The organism is Streptomyces sp. Edi2 (assembly GCF_040253635.1).
GTDB lineage: Bacteria > Actinomycetota > Actinomycetes > Streptomycetales > Streptomycetaceae > Streptomyces.
The window spans coordinates 123797-148956 of the sequence record NZ_JBEJGX010000001.1 but is presented as its reverse complement, the minus strand read 5'-3'; the positions used below and the strand labels follow the sequence as shown (position 1 = coordinate 148956).

General features: G+C 66.8%; 25 protein-coding genes. 18 read left to right on the top strand and 7 right to left on the bottom strand.

The window, feature by feature from the left end; genetic code table 11:
- Positions 1 to 19 precede the first annotated feature (19 nt).
- The 5 genes from ABR737_RS00830 (at position 20) to ABR737_RS00810 (ending at position 3717) form a co-directional block, all read left to right on the top strand.
- Positions 20 to 1207: a radical SAM protein gene (locus tag ABR737_RS00830; RefSeq protein ID WP_350248200.1), complete on the top strand. Its 1188-nt coding sequence runs from the start codon at positions 20 to 22 to the stop codon at positions 1205 to 1207.
- A complete protein-coding gene (locus tag ABR737_RS00825; RefSeq protein WP_350248199.1) occupies positions 1204 to 1806 on the top strand; it encodes a 3'-5' exonuclease in 603 nt (200 codons plus the stop codon). Before ABR737_RS00830 ends, ABR737_RS00825 begins: the two co-directional genes overlap by 4 nt.
- Positions 1800 to 2399 carry an AAA family ATPase gene (locus tag ABR737_RS00820; RefSeq protein ID WP_350248198.1) on the top strand — a complete coding sequence of 200 codons (600 nt, stop codon included), beginning with the start codon at positions 1800 to 1802 and terminating at the stop codon, positions 2397 to 2399. The genes ABR737_RS00825 and ABR737_RS00820 overlap by 7 nt, the downstream gene beginning before the upstream one ends.
- A complete protein-coding gene (locus ABR737_RS00815; protein ID WP_350248197.1) occupies positions 2396 to 3172 on the top strand; it encodes an aldo/keto reductase in 777 nt (258 codons plus the stop codon). The genes ABR737_RS00820 and ABR737_RS00815 overlap by 4 nt, the downstream gene beginning before the upstream one ends.
- A 104-nt stretch (positions 3173 to 3276) precedes the next feature.
- Complete coding sequence (locus ABR737_RS00810; protein ID WP_350248196.1) at positions 3277 to 3717, top strand: hypothetical protein; 441 nt, start codon at positions 3277 to 3279, stop codon at positions 3715 to 3717.
- 128 nt (positions 3718 to 3845) lie between these two features.
- Here ABR737_RS00810 and ABR737_RS00805 read toward each other — a convergent pair whose 3' ends face one another.
- Positions 3846 to 5141, bottom strand: coding sequence for a helix-turn-helix domain-containing protein (locus ABR737_RS00805; RefSeq protein ID WP_350248195.1), 1296 nt, complete (start codon positions 5139 to 5141; stop codon positions 3846 to 3848).
- A gap of 367 nt (positions 5142 to 5508) precedes the next feature.
- On the opposite strand from ABR737_RS00805, the gene ABR737_RS00800 reads away from it, so the two are divergent.
- From ABR737_RS00800 to ABR737_RS00770, 7 genes are all read left to right on the top strand, one after another.
- A complete protein-coding gene (locus tag ABR737_RS00800) occupies positions 5509 to 6768 on the top strand; it encodes an SIR2 family protein (protein WP_350248194.1) in 1260 nt (419 codons plus the stop codon).
- A gap of 132 nt (positions 6769 to 6900) precedes the next feature.
- Positions 6901 to 8142, top strand: coding sequence for a class-III pyridoxal-phosphate-dependent aminotransferase (locus ABR737_RS00795; protein WP_350248193.1), 1242 nt, complete (start codon positions 6901 to 6903; stop codon positions 8140 to 8142).
- Positions 8143 to 8312: 170 nt separating this feature from the next.
- A complete protein-coding gene (locus ABR737_RS00790; protein WP_350248192.1) occupies positions 8313 to 9635 on the top strand; it encodes a UDP-glucose dehydrogenase family protein in 1323 nt (440 codons plus the stop codon).
- Between the two features lie 67 nt (positions 9636 to 9702).
- Positions 9703 to 10608 (top strand): GNAT family N-acetyltransferase, encoded by a 906-nt coding sequence (locus ABR737_RS00785; protein WP_350248191.1) that lies wholly within the window; start codon positions 9703 to 9705, stop codon positions 10606 to 10608.
- Positions 10609 to 10701: 93 nt separating this feature from the next.
- Positions 10702 to 11529 carry an SDR family oxidoreductase gene (locus tag ABR737_RS00780; protein WP_350248190.1) on the top strand — a complete coding sequence of 276 codons (828 nt, stop codon included), beginning with the start codon at positions 10702 to 10704 and terminating at the stop codon, positions 11527 to 11529.
- 187 nt (positions 11530 to 11716) lie between these two features.
- Positions 11717 to 12271: a hypothetical protein gene (locus tag ABR737_RS00775; protein ID WP_350248189.1), complete on the top strand. Its 555-nt coding sequence runs from the start codon at positions 11717 to 11719 to the stop codon at positions 12269 to 12271.
- A 6-nt stretch (positions 12272 to 12277) separates the two neighbouring features.
- Entirely contained in the window at positions 12278 to 12571 is a 294-nt protein-coding gene (locus ABR737_RS00770) for a DUF397 domain-containing protein (protein ID WP_350248188.1), read from the top strand.
- Positions 12572 to 12735: 164 nt separating this feature from the next.
- Here ABR737_RS00770 and ABR737_RS00765 read toward each other — a convergent pair whose 3' ends face one another.
- Together ABR737_RS00765 and ABR737_RS00760 are read right to left on the bottom strand one after the other, a co-directional pair.
- Complete coding sequence (locus ABR737_RS00765) at positions 12736 to 13605, bottom strand: hypothetical protein (protein WP_350248187.1); 870 nt, start codon at positions 13603 to 13605, stop codon at positions 12736 to 12738.
- Positions 13606 to 13891: 286 nt separating this feature from the next.
- On the bottom strand, positions 13892 to 14572 hold the full coding sequence (locus ABR737_RS00760; protein WP_350248186.1) for a ScbR family autoregulator-binding transcription factor: 681 nt from the start codon (positions 14570 to 14572) through the stop codon (positions 13892 to 13894).
- 441 nt (positions 14573 to 15013) lie between these two features.
- Between ABR737_RS00760 and ABR737_RS00755 the strand changes: the two genes are divergently transcribed.
- Positions 15014 to 15469, top strand: a complete 456-nt coding sequence (locus tag ABR737_RS00755; protein WP_350248185.1) for a hypothetical protein — start codon at positions 15014 to 15016, stop codon at positions 15467 to 15469.
- 25 nt (positions 15470 to 15494) lie between these two features.
- Here the strand turns inward: ABR737_RS00755 and ABR737_RS00750 are convergent, their stop codons facing one another.
- Together ABR737_RS00750 and ABR737_RS00745 are read right to left on the bottom strand one after the other, a co-directional pair.
- Entirely contained in the window at positions 15495 to 16751 is a 1257-nt protein-coding gene (locus tag ABR737_RS00750; protein WP_350248383.1) for an MAB_1171c family putative transporter, read from the bottom strand.
- Position 16752: 1 nt separating this feature from the next.
- On the bottom strand, positions 16753 to 17274 hold the full coding sequence (locus ABR737_RS00745; RefSeq protein WP_350248184.1) for a hypothetical protein: 522 nt from the start codon (positions 17272 to 17274) through the stop codon (positions 16753 to 16755).
- 755 nt (positions 17275 to 18029) lie between these two features.
- Between ABR737_RS00745 and ABR737_RS00740 the strand changes: the two genes are divergently transcribed.
- Positions 18030 to 19040, top strand: a complete 1011-nt coding sequence (locus ABR737_RS00740; RefSeq protein WP_350248183.1) for a hypothetical protein — start codon at positions 18030 to 18032, stop codon at positions 19038 to 19040.
- 575 nt (positions 19041 to 19615) lie between these two features.
- A complete protein-coding gene (locus tag ABR737_RS00735; protein ID WP_350248182.1) occupies positions 19616 to 20719 on the top strand; it encodes a beta-ketoacyl-[acyl-carrier-protein] synthase family protein in 1104 nt (367 codons plus the stop codon).
- Between the two features lie 280 nt (positions 20720 to 20999).
- Here ABR737_RS00735 and ABR737_RS00730 read toward each other — a convergent pair whose 3' ends face one another.
- A complete protein-coding gene (locus tag ABR737_RS00730; RefSeq protein ID WP_350248382.1) occupies positions 21000 to 21248 on the bottom strand; it encodes a cytochrome P450 in 249 nt (82 codons plus the stop codon).
- A gap of 67 nt (positions 21249 to 21315) precedes the next feature.
- On the bottom strand, positions 21316 to 22224 hold the full coding sequence (locus ABR737_RS00725) for a helix-turn-helix domain-containing protein (protein WP_350248181.1): 909 nt from the start codon (positions 22222 to 22224) through the stop codon (positions 21316 to 21318).
- 243 nt (positions 22225 to 22467) lie between these two features.
- On the opposite strand from ABR737_RS00725, the gene ABR737_RS00720 reads away from it, so the two are divergent.
- From ABR737_RS00720 to ABR737_RS00710, 3 genes are all read left to right on the top strand, one after another.
- Positions 22468 to 23730 carry an MSCRAMM family protein gene (locus ABR737_RS00720; RefSeq protein WP_350248180.1) on the top strand — a complete coding sequence of 421 codons (1263 nt, stop codon included), beginning with the start codon at positions 22468 to 22470 and terminating at the stop codon, positions 23728 to 23730.
- 137 nt (positions 23731 to 23867) lie between these two features.
- Positions 23868 to 24689, top strand: coding sequence for a sortase (locus ABR737_RS00715; RefSeq protein WP_350248179.1), 822 nt, complete (start codon positions 23868 to 23870; stop codon positions 24687 to 24689).
- The gene (locus ABR737_RS00710) at positions 24689 to 25123 is read left to right on the top strand and encodes a hypothetical protein (protein WP_350248178.1); all 435 of its coding nucleotides are present in this window, start codon (positions 24689 to 24691) and stop codon (positions 25121 to 25123) included. Before ABR737_RS00715 ends, ABR737_RS00710 begins: the two co-directional genes overlap by 1 nt.
- Positions 25124 to 25160 lie beyond the last annotated feature (37 nt).

Genomic DNA, 25160 nt, shown 5'->3' with positions numbered 1-25160 from the left:
CCCTGCTCTGGAGGACCATGTGAACGTCCCCGTAGCCCCGCACGGTCGCGCTCTGCCGATCTTGTCCCCGCAGAAGATCCGCGGCCTGAAGCCGTCGCTCGCCGACGTGATCGAGTACCGCAAGTCCGGCCTGAGCCTGAACTGGATCGTCGGGTGCCCGCTGGAGTGCGGGTACTGCGTCCGGCACCTCTTCGACAACTTCGAGATGAAGGTGCCCCGTCGTCTCATGAGCGATGAGGAAGCCGTCGCCAGCCTCGTCCACCACCGGTACTTCGAGCCCCACCGCACCCCGATCCAGCTCCTGAACCGCGCCACCGACCCGATGCTGCCCGTCGTGAAGCCCCACCTGGTCAACGTGCTCCGCCACCTGGACAACCAGGGCCTGACGAACCACGTCCTGATCATCACGCGCTGGCGCGTCGAGCCCGAGGACTGCGCCGTCCTCAACTCCTTCAAGAACTTGCGGTTGACCGTCCTGGTCACCCACTCGGCTATCGACAACGAGAGGATCGAGCCGGTCGACTCCAACATCGCCGCGACCAGCCTGCGCACCCTGTTCGACCACGCGGAGCGGTACCGCACCGTGCTGTACTGGCGGCCGATCGTCCCCGGCCTCAACGACACCGACGCGCACCTGGAGCGGGCCCGCGAGCTGTCCGCGCACGCGCACGCCACCGTGTTCACCGGCCTGTTCTTCCGCAAGGAGATCGCCGCCTATTACGAGGCGCACGGCCTGCCACTGCCGTACGAGGACACGGCCCGACGCAAGATCATGCCCCAGGCGGCCGAGAAGCGAATCCTCGACTACTTCCACACGCCCGAGCACCTCACCGCCCCGTGGGGAGCCCTGTTCCGCAAGACGAGCTGCGCCGTGGCCTACGCCCATGGCGAGGCCGACTACAACGGCCACTACGGCATCAGGGAACTGTGCACCATCTGCCCCCAAGAGCAGCTTGCCCTCTGCCGATCGGCCTGGCGCAAGCCCGACCTGGCCGAGGTCACCGAGCGCGCGCGGGAACTCGGCGCGACGGGCACGGTGGAGGTCACCGAGCGCGCCATCATCGTCGAGGGACTGGACGAACCGCCGCGCTACTACCTCCAGCACGGCTACGGCTACCAGTGCCACGACCGCGCTAAGCCTCACCACCACCGCCAGCACGGCCGAGCCCCCATCGGCTGGAAGGCGGAGAACGGAACCACGGCATGAACTTCTCCTCCTGGCCCGCGCTCCTCGTTGTCGACGTCGAAGGCAACGGCGCCAACCCGCCCGACCTGGTGGAGGTCGCCGCCCTGCCCCTGCGTGACGGCCGGCCGGACACAAGCACCGCGGGCGCATGGTTGACCAAGCCGCGTCGGCCCGTCACACCGTTCGCCGCCGGGGTGCACGGGCTGACCAACCAGGTCCTCGACGGGCAGCCGGGCTGGGAGGAGATCGCGGACGCGGTTCACGCACTGCTGGGTACCGCGTGGATCGCCGCACACAACGCTCATGTGGACTACCGGGTGCTGTCCGCGCACCTGCCGAAGTGGCAGCCGGCCGGAGTGATCGACACGCTCCGGCTGGCCAAGGCCACCTACCCCGAACTGTCGAAGTACAGCCTCGACGACCTGATCGCCCATGTGCAGCCGGACCTGACCCAGGCGCCAGCTCAGCGGCACCGCGCCACCTTCGATGCCTTCGCCGCGGCGCAACTCCTGCTCGCCATGGCACGCCATTACGACACCTGGGACCAGCTCGTCGCGGCGGCAGTGCCGCCCGGCCTGCCTGGCGCCCCCAAACCAGTAGAGGACCCAACCCTGTGGTGACCCGGAACCGGCCCATCCGTATCGGGGTGCTCGGCACCCACTCAACCGGTAAGACGACGCTGCTCAAGCGTATAGAAATGGAGCTGCGAGCTCAGGGGGTGACCGTGGCCCGCACCGGCCGTCTCGCCAAGCGGGCAGCCAGCATCGGCCTGCCGAAGATGCAGCACCACACCTCCGCTTCCACAGAGTGGATCATCACACAGGGCATTGCTGACCAACTCGCCGCCGCCGCACAAGGCGCAGACGTCGTTCTGGTAGACCGAGCCTCCCTCGACGCCCTGGCCTACCTCCACGCGGCTCTCGAATACCGGTCCGAACGCCTCGACCGGCTGGAGAACGAGCGCCTTCGCATCCTCGCAGCGACGCAACTCCCTCAGTACGACCTGCTGCTGGCCTCCGTCCTCGACCCGAGAGTGCCCGTCGACACTGGCCACGATTACGACGCCCGGTACCGCCTCCTGGTCGACCGTCACGTACACGGCCTCCTCGAAGAGGAGCAGATCCCTCACCAGCGCGTCACCAGCGACCCCGCCAGCCACAACCACGCCATCGAGCGGGCTCTCCGCATCTGCCTCCAGGAGGCCCCCGTATGACCGTCGCACCTCCCGCCAGCACCATCACGATCGCCGGCCGGACTGTCTCCAGGCTCGGGCTGGGCACCATGCGCCTGACCGGCCCTGGAATCTGGGGCGATCCCGTCGACCGGGCCGCCGCGCTCAGCGTGCTCCGACAGGCCGTGCACTCCTACGGCATCACGCACTTTGACACCGCGGACGCATACGGCCCCCACACCGTCGAGCACCTGATCCGCGACGCGCTCTTCCCCTACCCGGAGAACGTCCTGATCGCCACGAAGGTCGGCATGCTCCGCCCCGCCCCCAACGTGTGGGCACCGCACGGCCACCCGGCGTACCTCCGGGCCTGTGTCGAAGGCAGCTTGCGGCGTCTCGGTGTTGAGCGGCTGGAGCTGTGCTACCTCCATCGCATCGACCCTGAAGTCGCCCTCGACGACCAAATCGCCGTCCTGCAAGCCCTACAGGGCGAGGGCAAGATCGGGCACATCGGCCTGTCGAAGGTCACCCCCGAGGACATTCGCCAGGTGAGCAAGGAAGTCACCGTCGCGGCCGTGCAGAACGTCCTCAACATGAGCGACCATTTCGACCCGGCCCTGGAACTCTGCCGAGACCTGGGCATCCCGTATGTGCCGTACCGGCCGTTCGACGCCGGCGTCCTGGCCCGTGCGCACGGAGTCCTTGCCCCCCTGCACTGGCTCCTCAACCTCGGCAGCGACGTCGCCCCGATCCCCAGCACGAGCCGGCCGGAGCACCTCGAACAGATCGTCACCGCTGCGGCAGGCGCCGCCTGATGCCCACAATCACCGCACCTGTCATTCCCGCTGTGCGCAGCAGCGATCCCGCTTCTGAGCGGAAGGCGGCCCCGTACGAAAACTGGCGGCCGCCAATCATCGGGGTGTCCTTACTCGTCCCGGTGGGGGCCGACGCGCTGGTCGTCGCTGACCTCCTCGGCAGCATCATGATGCCCACCGGAACCCTGCAAGGCGGGCAGACCCCACAGCAGGCCGCCCAGGACGTCCTTCGTGGCGCTCCGGATGGCTTACCTCTCCTACGACGCGTCGCCCTGGCCTGGGTGCAGACGCGGCGTAGGAAGGTCATCACGCACGTGCTGGCGACGACTGATTCGATGACCCGTGAGGATGCCGGGCACCTCATCTACCGCGACCCGCGGGCAGATGTACGCGTACTGCCCACCCTGCGCGTCGTCGACGGACTTCCGGCGAAGGGACGGCTGCGGCTCCTGGTCGGGCTCCAGGCCCTCGCCACCGGCGAGACGGCCTACATCGAAGGGGACGTGGTGCGGCCCTCCGCACCACCAGACCTCATCCCAGAGTGATCGCCGAGCTGGCCCGGCACGTCTCGGCGCACCGGGCCAGCGCCGGCAACCCGGGCGTCACACGCCCTCCACCAACGATTGGGGGAGGGCCTCGTCCATGTCCGCGGAACCCAGCTCTTGCTCGGGGATCAGACCGCCATGCCCGCGGCTGCCACCAGCTCGCGCACGCCCGTCACCCGCGGGTGACGGGACCGAAGGTCGCCGACGATCTGCCGGATGGCGGGCCGGTCACAGACCTCGCCTGGCGAGACGCGCGCCGCCGACAGCAGTTCGGCGGCCGTCTGTTCGGCCTTGCCCCACTGCCACCACGCCCGCGCGAGGTCGGTGTGCATCCGCCCCTTGCGCTCGGCGGTCGCGAACTGCCCCTCGCGCAGATTGCGGCCGGCTTCGAGCGCGGCGCCCGCGTCCCCGAGGGCCCAGTGGACGCCGACGGCGTACAGGTCGACGGCGGGCGGGGTGATGGGGAGCAAGCGCCCCTCGGGGGCGACCGCGGGCAGGTCGCGGGCGGCCCGCGCGGCTTCCCGGATCATCGCGAGCGCCTGTTCGCGGTGCCCGGCACGGGCCGCGGTGTACGACGTCGTGCACAGCATCTGCGCGTACGCCGAGGACTGCGCGTCCGTCCGCAGTCCGGTCTCCTCCACCTTGACCGCGGCGTCGAGGATGTGGCGCTCCGCGGCGGTCGGCTGGTCCTGGTGGCGGAGCACGATGCTCAGCTCCCGGGCCGCGGCCGCGGCGGCGAGCGCTGAGCCGGACCACTCCGCGTACAGCATCGCCCGGTCCGCGGCGAGCCGTGAGTCGCCGTAGTGGCCGACCTTCGTCAACACCCTGCTGGCCAGGCTGTACGCGGTCGACAGGCGAGCGAGCGCGATCTCCTCGTGCGCGCGCGAAGCGGCGTGGTTCGCGTCGGCGAGGAGGCCGGGCAGGGCTCGCAGCAGCTTGGAGTTCTGGCCGGCGTCGAAGAGCCCGCGGGCCGCTGCGAGCCGCGAGTCGAGGGGGACCGGTGACCCGGTCGGGTCGGGAATACTCGCGAGCGCGTCGCTCACGCCCACCAAAAGGGAGGCTGGAGCTGCCAGGCCAGCGGCGGCGAGTAGCATGCGGCGACGCATCGGGTCATCCTCCTCGGCACAACGTGGCCCACTTGGCACAACTCTAGTCGGTGGGCCGCTGGTTAAACCCAGAGACGCAGCTAAGACATGCTTCGGAATTTCCACGGCCTTGGCGGCGCTCATCACCAGATCGAAGTCGGCCTTCCGGCCTCGCCGCTCCAGCCGGGAGACCGTCGCGGCCGAGCAGCCAATGCGGGCACCGAGGTCTTCCAGGCGCCAGCCGAGTGCCGAACGGCCGAGACGGATCAGACCGCCCGGATCCTGCTTCTCCATGAGGGAGCGGGCCTGTTCCGACATCCAGAGACGACCCGCGTTCATCCGGTTTCTCCCGCGCGAGGACCCAACTATGTGCACCCAACGTAGGGGCTCGGGAGCACTGCGTGTACACCGTTTGCAGATCCTGCAAGGCGTTTGCACGTCCCGCTAGCCGAACACCACAGCCGTCGTGCTGGTGGTGTTCTCGAAAGCGTCACCGTCGCAGGTGCTCTTGAGACCCCCGCCCCGGCCTGCTGCTGGGCAACATCTGCCCGCCATGTGGCGCAGGACGAGGGGCGGGCTCCAACTTCCCGGCCGGTCGCGGTCACGCGACCGCACATTCGACGGCCACTTCGCGCTGAAGGGGAATGGCAGCCGCGCCGGGCAGGGAACCACGCGCAATTCCACCACCGCCCAGTAGGAGGACGAGATGTTCTTTCCCCATCCCGTGATCGAACAGCTCGACGACGCCCAGGTAGCAACCTGGGAGAAGCACTTCGCCGGCGCCGCACACGAACGGCCCCGGGCGATCGAAGAGGGCATCTGGCGCAGGACACAGGAACCGGCGAACGCCGAGCAATCCGGCTGGGCCGAGGACGAGCACGGCCGCCGCCGCGTCGTGCACTACCGCTACCGGTACGACCTCGACCACACCTTCCCGGTACCGCGCCTGGTCCTCGCGGACCTGTACCTCTACCACTCTGTACTCGCGCCGGCCGCCGAGATCGAGGCGTACCTGAAGCGGATCGCCGCGTGGCTCGGACAGGGCCGCTGGCGGCAGAAGGACGACACCACCTGGTCGAAGGGCGACCTGCGCGTCACCATCACCACGTACGACGAGCACCCGCAGGACGAGCGCGCCGACCGCGACACCCTGCCCGGGTTCCGCTCGGTCGACGTCGTGATCCTCAGCGACGAGTTCGAGGTCTCGCGCACCATCCGACAGCTCCCCTGGAACGTCCTCGCGGGCGGGATGCGCGTCAAGGAGCAGCGCGGCGAGCCGACGATCGCCGAGGACCTGTCCGAGCTGCTGGAGCACATGCCGTTCATGGTCGAGATCGGCTGCGGATCGTCCATCGAGGCGGGGGTGCCGCCGCTTCATTTCCTCCACGAGGTGTACCGGGTCACGGAACGGAAGGACAACGCCCTCACCCAGTCCCACCGGTTCACGATGCGGCCGGAGGATGACACGCTCATCGAGGAGATGCTGACCGACCCGACCGCGAAGGCCGAGCAGCTCACCGCCATGTTCAAGATGGCGTTCGAGGCCCAGCCGACGCAGGCGCACCACATCCTCAAGGAGCTGCACGACGCCGGGCACCTCGTCGGCCCCGTCATCCAGCACAACTTCGACCTGCTGGCGGCCCGCGCCGGCCTGCCGGAGTGCTTCGTGCGCCGTTACGACCAGAAGGTCCCGCCCGTGCCGTTCGACAAGCGCGCGAAGGCGATCCTCGTCGTCGGCCTGCACGCCGACCGCCGCGCGGTCCAGGCCCGAGCCCGCGCTCTCGGCATGAAGGTCTTCTTCGTCGACCCGGAGGGGCTGATGGAGAACGGCGAGTTCAAGGAGTACCCGATCGAGGGCGCCCGGGAGGGCGACGTCGTCGTGCGCGCCGGGGCGATCGAGGCGCTGGCCCGCTTCAAGGAGCTGATCGGCGAGCACGACCGGCAGCCGGTGGCCGTCAAGTCCTGACCGGAACGGTTTCCCGGGGCCGTGCACGGCACTCGTGCGCGGCCCCGTCCAGTGAGCACACCCAAGAAGGGACTCCCGAGAGTGGATCGGTACTCGCAGAGCCGTGAGCGGCTGCTGACGTCATCCAGGCCCATGCCGGACTTCGAGGTCGTGGGGTCGCAGGGGCCATGGCTTCACTGTGCTGGCGGCACCCGGATTTTCGACGGATCGAGTGGGCTGCTCTGCGCCAACGTGGGGCAGAGCAGCCCCAAGGTCCGCGACAGGATCGAGGAGCAGTTCTTCCGTTACTCGTTCGGTGGCGCCGCCGTCGTCCGGCCCCACATTCAGCTGGAGCTGATGGACCGTCTGTGCCGCGCCGTGGGCCGCCCGGACGACTCCGTCGCGCTGACCACATGCGGGACGCTCGGCGTCGAGGTAGCCGTGAGCCTGGCGCGGAACATCACCCGGGTTCGCCACGGGAAGCGGCGCGGGGACATCCTGACGTCGACCCTGAGCTACCACGGGAACTCGGCGCTGACCCTTGCGCTCGCCGGCAACCACGCCCGCCGGCCGCGCCCGGAGGACGCGCTCGGCCTCGGCCCCGCCTTCCCGGCGCCCTACCCGCCGACGCACGCCCACGAGGGGCGCGGCTGCGACGCCTCGTGCGCCGGCGAGATCGCGAAGGAGATCGACAGCCGCGGGGCTGAGAACGTCGCCGCAGTGCTGATCGAGCCCGTCAACGGGAGCACGGGCGGCGCCTTCGTGCCGCCCGACGGCTACCTGCAGCGGGTGTCGGAGGTCTGCCGGGAACGGGACGTTCTCGTCGTGCACGACGAGGTGCTGACCGGGCTGTGGCGCACCGGGACGCCGCTCGCCAGCCACCACTGGGAGGGCTGCGAGCCCGACGTCGTGATCCTGTCCAAAGGACTGGGGGCCGGGTACACGGGCGTGGGCGCGGTGCTGGTGTCGCCCGAGATCGCGCCGTGGATCCGGCACGAGGACGCCGACCCGCTGCCGGCGATGGGAACCATGGCCACCCACCCGCTCATGGCGGCCGCGTGCCTGGGCGTCCTCGACGAGCTGGAGTCGATCGACTTCGCCGCGTTCACAGCGCGCGGGGAACGTCTCGGGGAGGCCATGAAGTCTCTGAACGGTGTCGGGCCGGTGCGAGACGTGCGCGGGTTGGGCTTCCTGTACGGGGTGGAGCTCACCCCGGGGCAGCTCTGGCCTGTGATGAAGGCGGCGGAGGAACGAGGGGTGTTCTTCTACCCGTTCACCGGAGCCGGAGAGCCCAAGAGCGAGGGGCTGGTCGTCGCGCCCCCGCTGACCTCGACGGACGACGACATTGAGTTCCTGATCACGGCCCTGCCCGACGCGCTGGCCGCCGTGGGCTGAACCGTTGGCCATCCGTCGGTCGGCACCGGTGCCCCGATTACCCCCGTGCCAACTAGTCGAACATCTCAACGAACCACTGTGTCAACCGACTTGGGCCTACGAGCCAACCGATAGCGTCGGGGGGCACACCGAGTCCGCTGTGCCCCCCGACCAGACAAGGACGACCTGCAATGCGTGTTTCCGTGATCGGCTGCGGTCACCTCGGCATCCCGCACGCGGCGGCGATGGCCGAACTCGGCCACGAGGTCATCGGCGTGGACGTCGACCAGGCCAAGGCCGACCGACTCAACGCAGGCCAATGCCCCATCTACGAGATCGGCCTGCCGGAACTGCTCGCCCGCCACACCCAGAGTGGACGACTGCGGTTCACCACCGACATCCGCGAGGCGGCCAGCTTCGCCGAGCTGCACTTCATCGGCGTCGGCACCCCCATCGACGCCGATGGTCGCTCCTACGACACCGCACAGGTGTATGGCGCGATCCGTCAGCTCGCCCCGCACCTCGACCGGCCGTGCACGATCGTCGGGAAAAGCACGGTCACCGTCGGCACCACCAGCCAGGTCACCGCCCTCGCCCAGCGCCTGGCCCCCGCGGGCGACCAGGTCGACGTTGTCTGGAACCCGGAGTTCCTTCGCGAAGGGCACGCCGTCGAGGACACCCTCTGCCCGGACCGGCTCATCGTCGGTCTCACCACCGTCGAGGCCGAGAAGGTGATCCGCGCGGTCTACGCGCCCATCCTGGACGCCGGCGTCCCGCTCTTCGTCACCGACCCGCAGACCGCCGAGCTGGCCAAGGGCGCCGCGAACACCTTCCTCGGCCTGAAGATCAGCTACATCAACGCCGTCGCCGACATGTGCGAGGCCGCGGGCGGCGATGTCTCCCAGATCGTGGACATCCTGGGCATCGACCCCCGGATCGGCAGCGGCGGCATGCGGCCCGGCATCGGGTACGGCGGTGGCTGCCTCCCCAAGGACGTCCGCGCCTTCACCGCGAGCGCCCAGCAGCTCGGCGCCGAGCAGGCCGCTGCCCTCCTGCGCGCGGCCGAGGTGATCAATGAACGCCGCATCGACGTCGCGCTGGACCTCATCACCCGCGCCCTGGGCAAGCGCCCCGTCAAGGGCACCCGGGTCACCGTGTGGGGCGCCGCGTTCAAACCAGGCACCAACGACGTTCGCGAGTCCCCGGCCCTCGCGCTCGCGCATGCCCTCCAGCAGGCCGGCGCGACCGTCACCATCCACGACCCGCAGGCTGTGGCCACGGCGATGGTCCGCAACCCCGAGTTCGACTACACCGACGACCTGCCCGCCTCGCTCGACGGCACCGAACTCGTCGTCCTGGCCACCGAATGGCCCGAGTACCGGCAGGCCGACCCCCAGGCCCTGGCAGGCCGCCCGGCCCACCCCCTGCTCGTCGACTGCCGCACCACCCTCGACCCCGAGCCCTGGCGCGCGGCGGGCTGGACCATCCACCAGCTCGGCCGCGCCGGAAAGTAGCGGATACCCGTGGGTGGGACACCCCTGCGGGCGTCCCACCCACGCGCGACCTCGAACGGAGCCGACCGTGACCACCAATAACCCCAGCGCCCTGGCTGGTTGGAACCTCACCGAAGACCTGGACCACTTCTTCACCCGGGCCGGATCCTTCTTACACTCGCAGCCCGTACTGCACACCCTCCCCTTGACGCTGACAGAGACCGTGCGGATCTGCGGACCGCACGCATACGGGCCCGAGGCTCCCGTCCTAGGGTTCCTGGAGCGAGCGGGCAAGGCCCGCGCCACCCTCTTCCGTGCCCCGCCGCACCGTCTGAACCTCACTCCCCTCACCCCCGAAGAAGCCGACACCCTCGCCGTCTATCTGGCTGACCGCGACCACCAACTTCCCGGCATCTACGCAGACCACGACACCGCCACGGCGTTCTCGGACGCCTGGCATCGCCGCACAGGCGCCCTCCCGACACTCCACGAGCGGCAGTGCCTGTATCGCCTGGATACCCTCATCCCTCCACAGCAGCTCCCGGAAGGCCGTGCCCGCGTCGCAAGCGAGCGAGACCGCGAAGAAGTCGCGCGCCTGTACCGCGACTTCTCCGAGTCCTACGGAGAACCCCCCTCCCGGGATCCCCAACAGTGGGCGGACACACGCATCGCCTCGCGAGGCATCACGTTGTGGGAAACCCCGGACGGTACCCCCGCCGCCATGGCCGGCGTGAACCCGATGGTCGCAGGCCAGATCCGCTTGGCCATCGCCTACACCCCAAAACACCTCCGAGGCCGCGGATACGCCGGCGCGGCACTGACCGAGGTGACACGGGTCGCCCTGGCAGACGGACCGCAGGACGTACTGCTCTTCACGAACCTGGCCAACCCCGCCAGCAATGCCCTCGTCCAACGGCTCGGCTACCGTCCCGTCGCCACCTTCGCCCTGTACGACTTCTCACCCGCCACTACGGGTGCCTCACGATCAGCCTAGGGCGGCCCCGAATGCTGTTCGATGAGCCCTCCTGGCTACGGGTAGAGCCGGGCCTCAGCCAGCGCCCACCGGGTCCGGTCTACCGTGTCACCCATGACAGCTCTGATCATCGGCGGCAGCGGCTTCCTGGGGGCCGAACTGATCCGGCAGGCGAGAGCGGCCGGGCACCCTACGGCCGCGACGTACGCGACCAAGCCCGGCGACGCCTCCCAGGCCGTGTGGCACCCCCTTGATCTACGTGAGGCGGGCCGCCTGGACGCCGTCATGGCCGAGGTGGATCCGCACATCATCATCAACGCATCGAGCGGCGGGGCCGATTGGGCGATTACGGCAGTAGGTCCCATCCAACTCGCGATGGTGGCGGCGAAGCGCGGAACCCGCATGGTCCACGTGTCCACCGACGCCGTGTTCTCCGGTGCCCGGGTCCACTACGACGAGTCCGCCCTCCCGGACCCCATCACTCCGTACGGCGCTGCCAAGGCTGCCGCGGAGACCGGGGTCCTCGCTGTGCATCCAAAGGCCGTCGTCGGCCGCCCGTCGCTGATCATCGGCCACGGACGTTCCGTGCACGAACGGCTCGTACACAAACTCGCCTCCGGCACCGTTGACGGCGCCTTGTTCACCGACGACATCCGCTGCCCAGTGCACGTTGCTGACCTGGCCGCCGCCCTCCTGGAACTGGCCTCCAGCGATGCGTCCGGCATCCACCATCTCGCAGGGCCCGACGCCCTGAGCCGTCACGAGCTCGGCACCCTCATCGCCAGACGTGACGGTCTCGACGCCTCCCGCCTGCCCACGGGCCTGCGGGCCGACAGCACCCTTCCCGGAGCCCTCGACGTACGCCTCGACAGCCAGGCGACCCAGCGGATCCTGCGGACCACACTGCGCGGTGCCCGGCAGTTCTGCACCGAACCCGCGTGACCACCTTGCTCGTCGGCACTTGAGTGCTCGAACCCGGAACTCTGCTTGCAAACCGTCGTCTTCTCGGGCGTCTGATTGACGGAGCTACCTGATATGCGAAAATTCCGGTGCTGATCTTCATCTTCCGACGCTTCATCTCACGAAGCAGCCCCCACCACCGCGACTTGACCCGGAGCGCCACCCGAACATGAGTAACGCAAGCGCAAGCAGGACGACGATCAATCTCGACGAGCAGGCTCGTGCCGCCCGGCCAACCGATCGGCGGGTGAGCGCACTCGATTTGGGCGAACTGCTGGGGATCTCTGCCGAGACTGTCGACAACTTCGCCGCTTGCTACGGGCCGGAGACGCTCGACCCCTTTCCTGCCCCTGACGGCGATGGCCGGAGGGAATGGGCAGCCGTGCGGTCGTGGATCCTGCGCTGCAATGACCCCCTCCCCGAACCGGGTGCCGAAGGAAAGCGCCCCTGGTCGACCATGAACGCCTGGCTGCTGCGCAACGCCGTCAACATCCGCCGCAAGGCCCCGGCCGAGGGCGCACATGGTCTGTCCCACGGCCATCGTGACGTCCTCGAGCGAATCCTCGTGGCTGAGCGCGCCGGCGAGAGCATTCCGCCCCTTTGGACGGAGGAGGTGCTGGTCCTGGAGGACACGAACAAAGTAGCCCTGCTGCTGAAGGAGATCACGGCTCAGGCCAGCCAGAGGCCGAGGTCGGAACCACGTGGCGAGACTGCGTCCGTCTAAGAGACAGTGTGCCGGGCAGGCATTTGTTCGCAGTCTGCCGACAGCAATGTCCAGGACGTCCAGGGCACCTGTGTGGAAGCGGCCGCCCGAGCCACAGTCGGGACATTGATGGTGCGCGACAGCAAGGACTCTCGCGGTCCCGCTCTGGCCTTAACCAGTGGCGCTCGTCCGCGAGGCCGGGGGAGCGGCGTCCTTCTCGTAGAGCCGACCGCATCCGTGGGTGAAAGCAACGTACCCCGCAGCGGTATCGGTCGCTGGCAACAGGACCGGGTGCAATCCGTGTTGAGCCCAGGCCAGTGACGGGATCGCTCAGGAAATCGCCGCCGTACGATGCGGGAACGCCGGCGCAACGGCCCGCTGGTGCTCTACAGCCGGACCTGGGATCAGCCTCTGACCTTTCGGAGATCTTTGTTTGGGCGAACTGGCGGGAGCGCCCGGCCAAGGTGCCTTCTACGTGACCTCGGTCAGGGACGAATGCCCAGGCCGGGCAGGACGAGCAAGCCCTCATCGGCGCAGCTGATCTGGTCGGCGCCCAGGTCGTGGGGGGTACGCGCGCCTCGAAGACGAAGTTCCGTGACCACGTGGCGCGCTGCAGATGCTGCAGAAGTGGGCTCGTAGAAAGCTTGCCACCAGCCGAGGACCGGGGCGTCCCACCCTCGGCGCATCATCATGGTCTGGTGGTGACGGTCGTGTGGTGCGTCCTGGTCGTCGATAAGCAGCGTCACATCGTCCCGCGCGCCGCAGATCACCGACAGGATGCGATCCCCATCGGCGTGATTGACGATGTTGAATGCTGCAGCATCGTCATCGACTTGGGTCGGCAGCTGTTGCAACCACGCGTGCATGAGTGATGCCAGTGCCTCTTCCAGCCGTTGCCAGTCTGGAGCCGGGGGCGCGGCAGGGAGGCTTGTGGGGACGGCATCAGGCCCGCCGCGGTAGAGCTGCCACAGGTACGGCAGGCTGCTGAACGAGGGCTCCTGACCGGGTCCGTCGCCCACGCCGCGTTGGAAGACGGCGGCCTCGCGGCGCTCCAGGTCTGAGGTCCGGTGAACGGACAGTTGGAGTCCGGCAACTCCGTGGTCCAGCAACAGGGTCTGCGTATCGGTGCGCCAGCGGATATTCGGGCCGTGGGCGCTCCCGCCGTACAGGGTTGGCGGGCCGATGTGGTCCACCAGGATGGACAGCACATCGCGAGTGGCATGGGTGCGCGGTCCGGGAGTTGCTTTCCTTGTGATGTCAGCGCGAATTGGGATGGGCGGACGATTGAAGTCGCTCGCGGCGGGCTCGTGATACAGACGCTCAGCAATCTCCGCTATGCCGGTTATGGTAGACATCACTCGCTATCCTTCGCACATCTTCTTCGCGGTGAAATTCAACAATGTCGGGGCGATTAGCGTGGATTACGCCGTAGCGGCCGAGTAACTCGCGTACATGCGCCGGGTGATTTTGTCGTAGAGTCCTGGGACCGAGGGCCGTCAGCTTTCCGTCTGACGTCGGAGAGTGGCGCGAGTTACGGGGCAGTGAACAGGTCCCGCATGATCCGGCCGAGATGCTCACGAAGCTCTAATGGTGACTCCCGAGACCAGGGCAGATCCCGGCGGCTGCGGGCCCGGTGCGAATTCATGCGTCGGCGGAGAAGGAGGGCCCGCTGCGTTCGGCCTGCATTACTAGCTCCTCGCCTCGGGATTCATGGATCTGGAGCTTCCTCAGCAAGGCCGGCAGGGCGATATTTGGCATGTCTTTCTCCCACATATCGGTTAGGCGGGCAGTAAGATCCTGCCTCCTGGTGTATTCCTGTGACATGTTCTGAATTCCGGCAAACGAAGCCACGAGGTTCCACGCGGTCTTTTCGATGTTGACCGTTTCGAGGATTTCGCCCCTCTCGCGGGCCTCAGTCAGGAGGTTCGCAGCGAATTCATTCCAAGCATCCATTGAACGCCTGCGATCGAGGAACTTTTTCCCCTGTTCCATGGCGAGGCTGGATGCGCCACGCAAAATGGGGTCATCCCGCAACTTGTAGGCGAGGACATAGCTTGTATCCACCAGCTCCTGCAGCTTTACGGGCTGCGGTGCGACTTGGACCTCGCCGAACTGGGCGTCCAATACGGCCCGCGCGAGCTCTTCCTTGCTGTCGAAGTGGAAGTACAGGGCGCCTTGGGATACCCCTGCTTTCTCCGCGATTTGCTTGATCGTCGTCTCGCCGTAGCCGTGCTCGTCAAACTCAGCGGCGGCTGCCTGCAGGACCCGAAACCGAGTCCGTATGGCCCGGTCCTGCTGGGGAACATTCTTCACCTGGTCCATCACAGGGCTTTCTCCTGTCCGTCAAGTAATTTACGTTGTGCAGTTGCAATGCCACGGATAGTCGCCCTGTCGCTGCGAACCCAGCTCTCTTGCCCGAAGTAAAAACTGAATCTTAAGCATTCTAGCATTCAAATAACTCTGTGGCCTCGCGCCTCACTACAGCTCGACCCGAGGCGTCGAATTTGCCGGACCTGGCGCCACGGCTGCTGAGAACACTGGCAGTCTTCGAGCGTTCGGGTAATTGGCTCAGCGTTGAGGTGGGCGGCTTCAAGTCTTATCCACAGGATATGCGATATCTCGTCTCAATCGGTGTTTGCATCGCTGCAGATCGTCATGGGTGTCAGATTCGCTCCAGGGTTGTCGGGTATCTAGGCGGCGCGAATTCTCTGTCCACAGGAAGGAATATCTACGTTGGTCATCCGATGCGAGGGGAGCTCCTGGATGTCCAGCACGACTTGGCTGCGGGTGGCCGGTGACCGCCTGCTCCGAACCGACCTCATTACCGGTTTCGACCTGTGGGGCCCGCCAATGCGCGGCGGCAAGAGCGAAGTTGCCGGTGGCCAACCGGCACGAATCATTGCCCTCATAGGGGCGAACCTGAATAACTGGGCTGAGGTCGCCCAGGTGGAACAGGCCGCACGGGGCGGGGACCTCATCACCAGCCTGGTCAGCAGGCTGGCAGCGGCTGGCACCAGGGGAACCAACGTCCGCTACGTCTATGGGCTGTACTCGGGCGGAGACCTGCAAGGCTGGTCTGACGGTCCGGTAATTCCGGTATCCGACCCCAGGGTCATACCCCTGCACCTCGTCCCCGACCCTGCACCGGGTCGGTGGTTGTCCCTGTCCAACAGGCATCAGCCACCTGCGCCTGCCGAGGGCAACGCAACTTCCGTGTGAGGCATTGAGGACCATGGGGCGGGCCTCACTCGCCGCCGAGGCTGGGCTGCAGCAACGTGTTGATCGTCGGCGGCGTGGCGTGGCTGAGGACTCGGCATACTTGCAGCAGCCTGCCGACGTACTCGTCGTAGTCATCCTCGATGTTCGACGGCGTTTCCAGGGGAATTTGACGGAGGCGCGGACCATCCTCCTTTACGACTATGGCAGCACGGATCCAGTAGGCGCCGGCCAAGGCGCGGGCCTGGTCGCCCTGGTGTCCCTGCTCCATGGCGAGCTCAGTGGCCCGAGGGTAGAGCCCGTCTGGTGCGTAGTAGCTCAGGACACGGACGACATCGCTGATCTCGGTGACGTAGCGCTCCAGGCGCAGGTCGACGGGCTGTATTCGTAGGTGGTCCATGGTCCAGTTCAGCCAGTGGCTGCCGCGGCGGCCAGCCAGCATGTTGCTGGGTTCCCGCATGGTGTGGCCGGGGGCGGCCAGGGCCAGTTCGCGCCAGAGGGGGTAGAGCGTGGCGAGCGTCTTGTGGGCTCGCCAACCGTGGGTGAATTCCTGACCGACCGGGAGCATGGTGCCGACGAGGAAGAGCCCGAAGAAGGAGTAGAGCAGTTCGTCGCTCGTCTGCTGCTGGATCTCAGCCCAGCGTACGTAGACAGGATGGAACGAGATCGCCAGGAAGTAGGCGATGCCGGCCACGGTGTACGCGACGCCCAGGAGGAACGCAAACGACATGACACGGAGTCCCCACCTAAGGGGCCAGTGGGGTGCCCGCCGGGCGCTGCTGGCCCACAGGTATGAGCAGATGGCGGTGGTCGTGGCGAAGTATGCGTAGAAGATGCCCATGTAGCCGGCCAGCCACGGCTGGCCGGCATGGTCGGTCAAGAAGCTCCCGCCACGTTCGATGTGGTCCAGACCGAAAGCGAAGATGACGGCCATGAGGACGATCGAGACGGCTGCGCCCTTGGTAGCCAGGCGGTCGACCTCCTCAATGAGGTGGCGGTCCCTCGGTGAGTCCTGTCTGTCGTCTCCGGCACGGAGGTACACCGCGGCCTGGTAGCGCAGGAGCAGGCAGAACGCCACCACGCTCAGGCTGTGGCGGATCAGTGTCGGCAGATCGTTGATCCCGGCGAGCTGGGCCACTTCAGGGTGGATGCGCAGCATCCAGACGCCGACCATGGTCGCGAAGAACCCGGAGAGGTGACGCTCGGGGGCGCTTCCCTTGATGGCTGAGGGGATCCGGCGTACGGCCTGGAAGACGAGGAGCCCGAGGATGAGGTAGGCGGCCACCTCAGACAAACCAGTCTTGGTTGCGCTGGGAGCCTCGGTAGAGAGGCCCGGAAAGGCTTTCCTGCAGCCTGTTCAGGGTGGCGTCGTCGCGGATGGCGCCCTGCCGTCGGCTGGCGATATGGAGGTGGTCGGCCAGCATTTCGGCTCGCATCTCCTCATATGTCTCATAGCTGCTACGGGTCATGACAGTGCCCATGGAGAAGATCCGCTCTCGCATCTGCCGCGGCATCCCAGGGAAGAGAACCTCAAACCGGTCGCGCTCCATGCCGGAGCTGTCTTCGAGCCAGATGTGGCTGAGCTCGTGGAAAATGATCTTGTTGCGGTGGAACTTCGATGTCCCGGAGACGTACAAGACCAGATCGACCGGACGCGTGCTGTGCCGGACCCACAGGCCGCAGGGCCCTGTGTCGCCCGGAATGTGATCCTCAAGCTGGACCAACCTGATCTCGCGTTCGCGGGCCTTCTCGATGTTCTTGATGAGTCCGGGCAGCGTGAAGGGCTCCGGAAGAGGCATCTTGCGCATGATGTGACGGCACTCGCGTCGCAGAGCGCGCGCCGAGTGGGGGTCGCGGCGAGGCCACCACATGACCGGCACTCCTATTGCTTGGAGCCCCAGGTGTGGGGCTCGGTTCGTACAACGGCAGGATTTTCGTAGCGGATGCGTCACTGTGTCAGTCCGGCGCTGCCGCCCATGGATGGCGCAACTGCTGTGACGAAGGACACGAGCGACTTGGCGGTGCGCTTGTCTGCCACAGCTCCCCGCGCTCGCCAGCCGGCCTGGCCGGCCGGAGAAGGGGCCGACTGTCCACGCGACATGTTCCACATTAAAAGAGCGTCAGAAATGTTACTGTGTGTCACGCGGGGGCTGTCTTTCGGCTGTCCGTCAGCTTTGCTCGCAACCTCGCCTGAGCGGTCAAGGGTGCTTGACGGAGTCATGGCGATGTGACGATACAGTTGCTCGTCACGCGAGAAATGCGAGGTCAGGTCCATGTCGGCGATAGAGCTCCGCCCTCCAACTCCCCGCGGTTGGTGGGTTGAAGCGACGGCTACGTTGCCGCATGCAAGGGTGCTCTGCTCCGCATTTTGCGTATCGAGCAAGTCACGCACAGTAGTTCCCCGTTCCCCGTTTGACTCCACCGCGGCGTCAACGACCCACAGCAGCGCGGCAGCTCGATTGTCATATGCCTCCCTCCTCGTTTTATAGGGAACTCGATCTCACTTGATTGAAAACCCAACAAACCGTGGACTCGGTTTGTTTTAGCGAGGAGTACGTACGACGTGCCGGACCACGCCGTAGACCAAGCCCGCGTCGGCAGCATCCTGAGCCGCGCACGCAAGCGCACCGATGCAAATGACTTCCCGCAGCTCGCCGAGCTGCGCTTGCTGGCCGGTCTGCCCGAGAAGCGGAAACAGGGACGCGGACGCGGGAAGTGGCTCACCCAACAGGAGATGAGCCTCTTGATGGGATTCATCGAAGAACGCGCAGACTGGTACAAACGCCTAGAACTTGGCCTCATCAGCCAGCCGGCGGATGAGGACCTGCGCATGGTCAGCGAACTGCTCAGGCTCACACCCCGGGAATGGGAACAGCTGCACATCGGCCTGTTCGGCCACAGGACACTGAAGACCCACAACCCCGATGCCGGCCTCAAGGTCGCGTCGGTCTGGTCTCACGTCATCCACAGCAGCACCATCGCCGCCTACATTTCCAACAGGGCTTGGGACGTCCTCGATTTCAACGAGGAAGCCGACGAGTTGTGGGGCGGCATGCCGGCCAACATCCTCCGCGAGATGCTGGACCTTTCCCCCGTGCGCCACGAGAGGTCGACGCAGCCCTGCGAGAAGCGCCCCTGGGGGGACAGGGCGCTGTGGCAGCTGGAGGTACTTGGCCTGCCAGCGCAGCCTCCGAGCCGCTGTCACATGCCGGACTGGCATGTCTGGTGCCTGTCGGCGACGTCGAACCTCCGCGTCGCCTTGGCCGACTATCCGCGGGACAGAACGCTCCGTCAGATCGAGGCGGAAGTACGGCACGACGCCGAGCTACTGGCGATGTACGAGGGGCCGGTGGACGGGAACACGGAGCCCGAAGACCGTGATGTTCACCCCGATGGGACCCGACGCCTGATGTATCACCCCATCAAGGACGAAATCGTCATCATGGAGGCCGCGGTGAGTGAACCAGGGGGTGCACCCGGCGCGCGGGTCGTCTGGATGCATACGACTCCACTTGAACAGGCAACCAGCTCTTGTTCTTGCGATTGTGCGATATACCACATCCATGAACGCTGAACAGCGAGACAATGCGCGCATGATCATTGCGCAATCCGCTGCATCAAGGGCCAGCTCGACCCCGCGGCCCTGCATTGCCCCACTGCCGGCACAGAGCTTCAGCGTCAACGCTCCACTCGTATGTCTGAGGCAGGTTCCGGCGGGCCGGTCCCGACGATCGGCAGCATCCAGGGCGGCTGGACGTCAGCAGCCCCTCCAGGGGGCTGAATTGAACCAACGGCCTGGTCCTTGACCTTCCTTGCCTGACCGGCGTGTATCTGATCCCTACTGCGGCCGTGCTGGCCGCAACGACAGATAGCTGACGGGCAATCACTCGCCATCCCGCCTCCCTTTGAGTGCACCACTTCAGCACCAGCAGGAGTCTTGGGCGTAGGCGATGAGCGCTTCACGCCGGGCTCGTTACCACCAGTCCACACCCTTTCATCGAGATCACGCCGGGCGCCCCTGACACCCTCACCCGACTGTGGCGCACCCCCCCACGAGTGGCCACATGACCGGCGCGACCACCTAGCGAGAACGTCTTGCGTGCCAGGGGCGCGCGGGATTTCCCTCGCAGTGTGCAGATCGGAGCCCCCGTGGCCTTCCTGTTCGAACCATTCCTTGCCCTCCCTGAGTACCGCATACACACCAGCGAGATGCTGACCGCGTTGCAGGCCAAGGTTGACGGCCCCCTCTTCGAGCGGGTTAAGAATTTCCCAGTTGGGGTGGAAACACGTTACTTCGTGAATGACCTGCCGGATGTACTGGAACCTGGCACCATGCAGACGCGCAACAAGAGGGCGCTGCCAGGTACGCGCGCGCTCGCCAAAGAGGCGCTGCTCGGAGCCCTGGAGAAAGCTCGCCTCCTGGGCCGTCAGATCGACTACCTCTTGGTCAGCAATACGACCATCCCGCACATGCCGGGAATTGATGTCTGGCTCAACAACGACGAGGAGCTGGGCCTGCGGCGGGACATCCGCAGGCTGCCCTTCACTCAGCTGGGCTGTGTGGGTGGCGCGCACACGATCGCGCTGGCGGCCGAAATAGCGGACGCCAACCCGGGGAAGAACATCGCCGTGGTCATCCCCGAAGCACTGAATACCATCTTCCATCCACGCAAGGACAAGCTAAGTTCCCAGTTGTGGCCCCTGGTTTTCGGGGATTCTGCGACCGCATTCGTGGTCTCCAGCCCACGTGATCGCACGTCCCGACGGACACGGGGAGCATGCATGGAGGTGACCGACAGCTGGTACCACCTCGTCGAAGACATGATGAGCACGTTCGAGCTCGACCCCCAGGGTGACAAGCTGGATTTCCTCTCCGAGCGCGGTGCACATCAGGCGGTTCTTGCAATACAGGATCCACTGACGAAGTGGATGACCGCAGATGACCCCGACTGGCGGCCGGAGACCGTCATTGGGCACGCTGGCGGCCCCGCGGTCCTCAAGAATCTCGCGAAGATGCTTGGTTTCCCGGAAGATCGGGACCACCCCGACAATCTCCTCAAAGAGGCGTGGAAGAGCTTGGAGGAATGCGCCAACCTGGGTGGTGGCAGCGCCGTGCACGGCCTGCTCCTCAAGGCACAGCAGCCGGCGCGGCCCGGTAGCCCGACCTTGGGTGTCGCCATCGGCCCCGGCATCACAGCAGCAGCGTGGCGGGGTGTAATGCTCGACCCCAATGACGTTCCAGCTGTTGCGTAGTTGCAGGTTCTCCGGCTTAATGTCGTTGCTCCGCTGTGGGGTCCTCCGGATGGCATCTCAAGCCAGCACCGGAGGAAGCAACGCGACGTAGAACGGAAGTCTTGCTCACAGCGGCTGCGCAACAGCGCCGACTGCACAACCGGGCCTAGCGGTTGTGCAGTGACGAAGGGCCTTGCAGGCCGAGTCCCTACGTGAGAAGCCGCCTCTACCCGAGGCAACACTCAGCTGTGTGGTTCTGCGGCCCCGGACGGACGGCCGCAGAACCACACAGCTTCCGCGTCTATCCGACCCCGACTGGCAGGAACTTGAGCGCGTGGCTGCGGAAGGAAGGCCGCCAGCGCAGCTCGACTGCCGGGCCGACGAGCGCGAGTCCCGGGAAGCGCTGCAGCAAAGTGCCCAGCGCAGTTTGGATCTCCAGCCGGGCGAGGGGCGCCCCAAGACAGTAGTGGACTCCGAAGCCGAGCGTCAGGTGAGCCTTGTCCTTGCGGTGGATGTCGAAGCGGTCCGGCTCGGGGCCTGGTAGGGGAATTCAACCTCAGGACATGCCAGTGCCGTTCAGCACGCCCAAGCTTGGTTTCGGCGAACGAGGGGTGTGCTTAGTCAAGCTCGTCGGAGGAGATGCCGGGGAGGTTGCCTTCCTCGATTTGGTCGAGGAGTCCCTCGACAACTTTGAGGAACGAGCCACTCAAAGCTCCGTCGCCCCCTCGGGCCGCGATCTTCACGCCACGCAACTTTGCAGCTGTCTCCAGTGCCGCGGCCAAGTCATGGACCACGGACTCCCTGTCAGGATGAAAGAACCCCTCAGGCGCGTTGTACGCCGCTTCCAAGCCGTCCAGGATCTCCGGCGGGGTAGGGCGATCGTCGCCTCTCCCCGACCTGAGCTCCTGTACGCCGGTCTCCGAGATGACAACCGCGCCGGCCGTCACGTTGATCGTCCGGGCGATCTCAGCATCCGATGGCGGCAACTTGCCACCTCCGTAAGTGTGATCCACCAAATACCGCATCTTCTCAGACAGGGTGCGCGGCACGTCCTGCCGCTCCGTGGAAGTCGTCGCGGGATCGGGAACGTTGTTGCCCCACGTCCGCTCCTGCGCCGCAAGCAGTACGTCAACATCCACGCCGTACGCCTTGGCAAGCGGCTCCACGTACTTTTCGGACAGTTTGCGCGACTTCTTCTCGGCCTTGTGAACGGCGCTGGAGGTCAGGGTCTTCGGGGACACCTTCTGAAGGACCTTGATGGTGTCCTTCAGGTAGAGGCCGGCGTCGCATCGGAGGTCAGCCAGATTTCGCAGACCCTCCCGAGGGGCGAGAGCGTCCAGGGGAAGGCCAACGATCTCCGCCAGCTGCGGCAACATCTCCGGGTGCGGCTTTGTGTCGTCGCGTTCCCACTTGGCGACCGCCGTCTCCTTGACGTTGCCGAGCTCGGCGGCCACCGCTGCCTGGGTCTTGTTCGCCTCCTGGCGGGCCGCACGGAACTTGCGGGGATCGAATTTGCGGGCGGGCATTGAAGTGCTCCTGGGGGGTGCGCGGGGTGACGAGGTCACTCTAGCCACTTGATCAGGTTACGAGAAGGCTGTAACTTGCTTTCCGTAACCTGATGATGGAGATCATCATCCAGGACGCATACCACTGCGTTCACCACAAACTGCCCGCCCCGGACAAGGGGACGGGCCGCCGGGCCCGGCCATGAAATGGCGTCGGAACCTGAAATGACCGGGCCCGGCTGACATCCCCGTAGGGAGACATGGATGAGTGTGGCATCACCCACAGCGCGCCCGCAGGCACACCGCCGAACTCGGCTCGCGGTCGTGCTCGGCACGACGGTGGCATTGGGCACGGGCATTCTACTGGCACCCAACGCGTTCGCATATGACAAGTACGGCCCGGGATACTCGATCCCGGACTCGGCCGGCCACGCCGGCGCCAGCCACCTCGGCGCGTTCGGAAAGCCGGGAAGCCTCTTCCCGCACGCGATAGCCCACGCCTACTGCGCCGACCCCACGCTCCCCGGCCCCGCGGCGGGCGGGAAGTACAGCCCGATCACGCCGTTCAAGTCCTGGACGTCGAAGGCCACCGGCAAGAAGGTCTCGAGCAGCGACTTCAACCGTGCCGCCTTCGTCCTGTCCGACACCCGCCAGCCCACCGATGCCCAGGCGGCCGCGGTCGACGCGGTCATCTACACCTATCTCAACCGCGGCAGCGACTACGCCCTGCCGAATGGCAAGCGCGCCCTTGAGCGCCTCTCGTACAAGAACGTCCCGGCGTCGGTGAAGACCCTGGCCAATACGTACATGCAAGAGGCCGAGCGGTTCGCCGGCCCCTACCGGGTCAACATCCACGCCGGCTCCAAGGTCTCCCCGGGCGCGAAGGTGCCCGTCACCCTGGACATCACCTCGGCGACCGGGCACAAGCTGCCCAACACCAAGCTGGACCTGAAGGTCTCCGGCGCGGCCTCCGGCACCGGCTCGGTCACCACCAACATCGCAGGCACCGCCCGCACCACGATCACCGCGTCGAAGTCCGGCACCATCAACCTGCAGGCGACCGCCGCCCGGCTGCCCAGCACGACCCTTCACGCCCAAACGCCCGGCAACGGCAAGGCGCAGCGCGTCGTCGTCGCCGGCGGCCACTCCACCGCCACGGCCACCGCGCACCTCAAGGCCACCACGGCCCACGGCGGACTGAAGGTGGTCAAGACCGCGGCCGACAACCACAAGGTCATGGTCGGTGTGGAGTTCGAGGTCAAGGACCGCCACGGGAAGACCGTCGCCCGCGGCAAGACGGACGCTCACGGCGTCTGGCAGGTCAAGGACCTGGCACCGGGCTCCTACACGGTGCACGAGGTTCGCGCCGCGGAGGGATACCGACTCGCCCCCGACCAGCGGGTGAGCGTTGGTGACCTCGTCACCGCGAAGGTTTCGGTCACCGACACCAAGGTCCCGCAGAAGCCGGCGCCCCGGCCCCGCCCGGTTCACCTCCCCGGCAACGTCCTGCCGAAGACCGGCGCCTGACACACCCTGACCTGCCAAGGTCCCGCCGAAAGTAACGGCCGCGGGGCGGAGACCGGTGCCCCCAGCACCTCCCGCCCCGCGGCCGTCCCCCACAGCCGAGATCACTCGGCCGATCTCACGCGCTGGATGGATGCCCCATGCCCGAAAACACCCATGCCTCCGACGCCGCCGAGCCCGCCTCCTCCAGCGACGCCGCTCGCGCCTCCCGCACACGACGGAACCTCCTGATCGGCGCATCCGTAGCGGCCGCAGTCGCCATCGGCCTCACCGCGGTGCGCTTGAACAACGGGCCTGAGCCCGTCACCACCGCCACCAAGACCACCGAGGCCGCCTCACGCACCACCCCGGAGCAAGACCCGCTCACCACCACCTCCCACCCCGCCACCAAGGAAGCCCCCGACCACACCGGCAAGGCGAGAGACCAAGCCCGCAAGACCCTCCACAACTGGAGCGAGAGCAACCCCGCCGCCAGCGACAACAAGCACGCCGTGAGCAGCACCCCCGACACCGGAGTCGGCGGCCGCATCCACGAAGTGCTGCGCATCCCGGCCCTCGGAGCAACCTGGTCCCAGCCGGTCTATGAGGGAGTCGGCAACCAGCAACTGCAGGCCGGCGTAGGTCACTTCGACGGCACAGCGGAGCCCGGGCAGCTCGGCAACTTCGCGTTGGCCGGTCACCGCAGCGGAGTCGCATCGCCTCCCTTCCGGGACATCGACCGCATCAAGGCCGGATCGGCCATCAAGGTCACCGCAGCCGATCGCACGACCTACACCTACACCGTCACCCGGGTACGTGTCGTCGACCCCACCGACGTGAACGTCGTCGCACGGGTACCGGACCACCCCAACGCCCGTCCGACGAAGAAGCTGTTGACCCTCATCACGTGCTGGCCGGCCAACGGCCACTCCAAGCGCGTGGTGGTCGAGGCGCAGTTCAGCTCGTCCCAGGGGGGTGTCTAGTGCCCGACGAGGCCGACGAGGCCGCCGAGACCGACGAGGTCGCGGCCAGCAAGAAGGCCGTCATTCAGCCAGCCCGGCCCTGGCCCGTCTACAACGTGGACCGGGCAAAGGCCGAGCTCATCGCCATGGAGCTGCTGACCCAGGGACTGTCGCAGTACCGGGTGCGCATCATGACCAAGCTGAGTGCCAAGAACATCCGGCGCTTGGCCGGCATCGTCGCCGAGGACGCCAAAAACCCGCCGCTCCCGCGCATCGCCGGCCGAACTCCCGCGCACAGAGCATCAATCCGCCCCGCAGGGCGCGTTGCCGACCGCGCCCCGGCCCGCAAGCGCACAACCCACCCGCCGACACGCTCCGCCGCGGACCGCTCTACCCAGACCTCCCCTGCCCAGGCTCCGACCGAGCCCGAGCAGATGGCGTTCTCGCTCGCCTGAACCACCGGAGCTGGCCGAACCCCGCCATAGACCCTGC

Coding starts and splice junctions, on each gene's coding strand:
- ABR737_RS00825 (WP_350248199.1), top strand. CDS start 1,204: ATGAACTTCTCCTCCTGGCCCGCGCTCCTCGTTGTCGACGTCGAAGGC.
- ABR737_RS00815 (WP_350248197.1), top strand. CDS start 2,396: ATGACCGTCGCACCTCCCGCCAGCACCATCACGATCGCCGGCCGGACT.
- ABR737_RS00805 (WP_350248195.1), bottom strand. CDS start 5,141: ATGAACGCGGGTCGTCTCTGGATGTCGGAACAGGCCCGCTCCCTCATG.
- ABR737_RS00800 (WP_350248194.1), top strand. CDS start 5,509: ATGTTCTTTCCCCATCCCGTGATCGAACAGCTCGACGACGCCCAGGTA.
- ABR737_RS00795 (WP_350248193.1), top strand. CDS start 6,901: ATGCCGGACTTCGAGGTCGTGGGGTCGCAGGGGCCATGGCTTCACTGT.
- ABR737_RS00790 (WP_350248192.1), top strand. CDS start 8,313: ATGCGTGTTTCCGTGATCGGCTGCGGTCACCTCGGCATCCCGCACGCG.
- ABR737_RS00780 (WP_350248190.1), top strand. CDS start 10,702: ATGACAGCTCTGATCATCGGCGGCAGCGGCTTCCTGGGGGCCGAACTG.
- ABR737_RS00775 (WP_350248189.1), top strand. CDS start 11,717: ATGAGTAACGCAAGCGCAAGCAGGACGACGATCAATCTCGACGAGCAG.
- ABR737_RS00765 (WP_350248187.1), bottom strand. CDS start 13,605: ATGTCTACCATAACCGGCATAGCGGAGATTGCTGAGCGTCTGTATCAC.
- ABR737_RS00760 (WP_350248186.1), bottom strand. CDS start 14,572: ATGGACCAGGTGAAGAATGTTCCCCAGCAGGACCGGGCCATACGGACT.
- ABR737_RS00755 (WP_350248185.1), top strand. CDS start 15,014: ATGTCCAGCACGACTTGGCTGCGGGTGGCCGGTGACCGCCTGCTCCGA.
- ABR737_RS00745 (WP_350248184.1), bottom strand. CDS start 17,274: ATGCGCAAGATGCCTCTTCCGGAGCCCTTCACGCTGCCCGGACTCATC.
- ABR737_RS00725 (WP_350248181.1), bottom strand. CDS start 22,224: ATGCCCGCCCGCAAATTCGATCCCCGCAAGTTCCGTGCGGCCCGCCAG.
- ABR737_RS00720 (WP_350248180.1), top strand. CDS start 22,468: ATGAGTGTGGCATCACCCACAGCGCGCCCGCAGGCACACCGCCGAACT.
- ABR737_RS00715 (WP_350248179.1), top strand. CDS start 23,868: ATGCCCGAAAACACCCATGCCTCCGACGCCGCCGAGCCCGCCTCCTCC.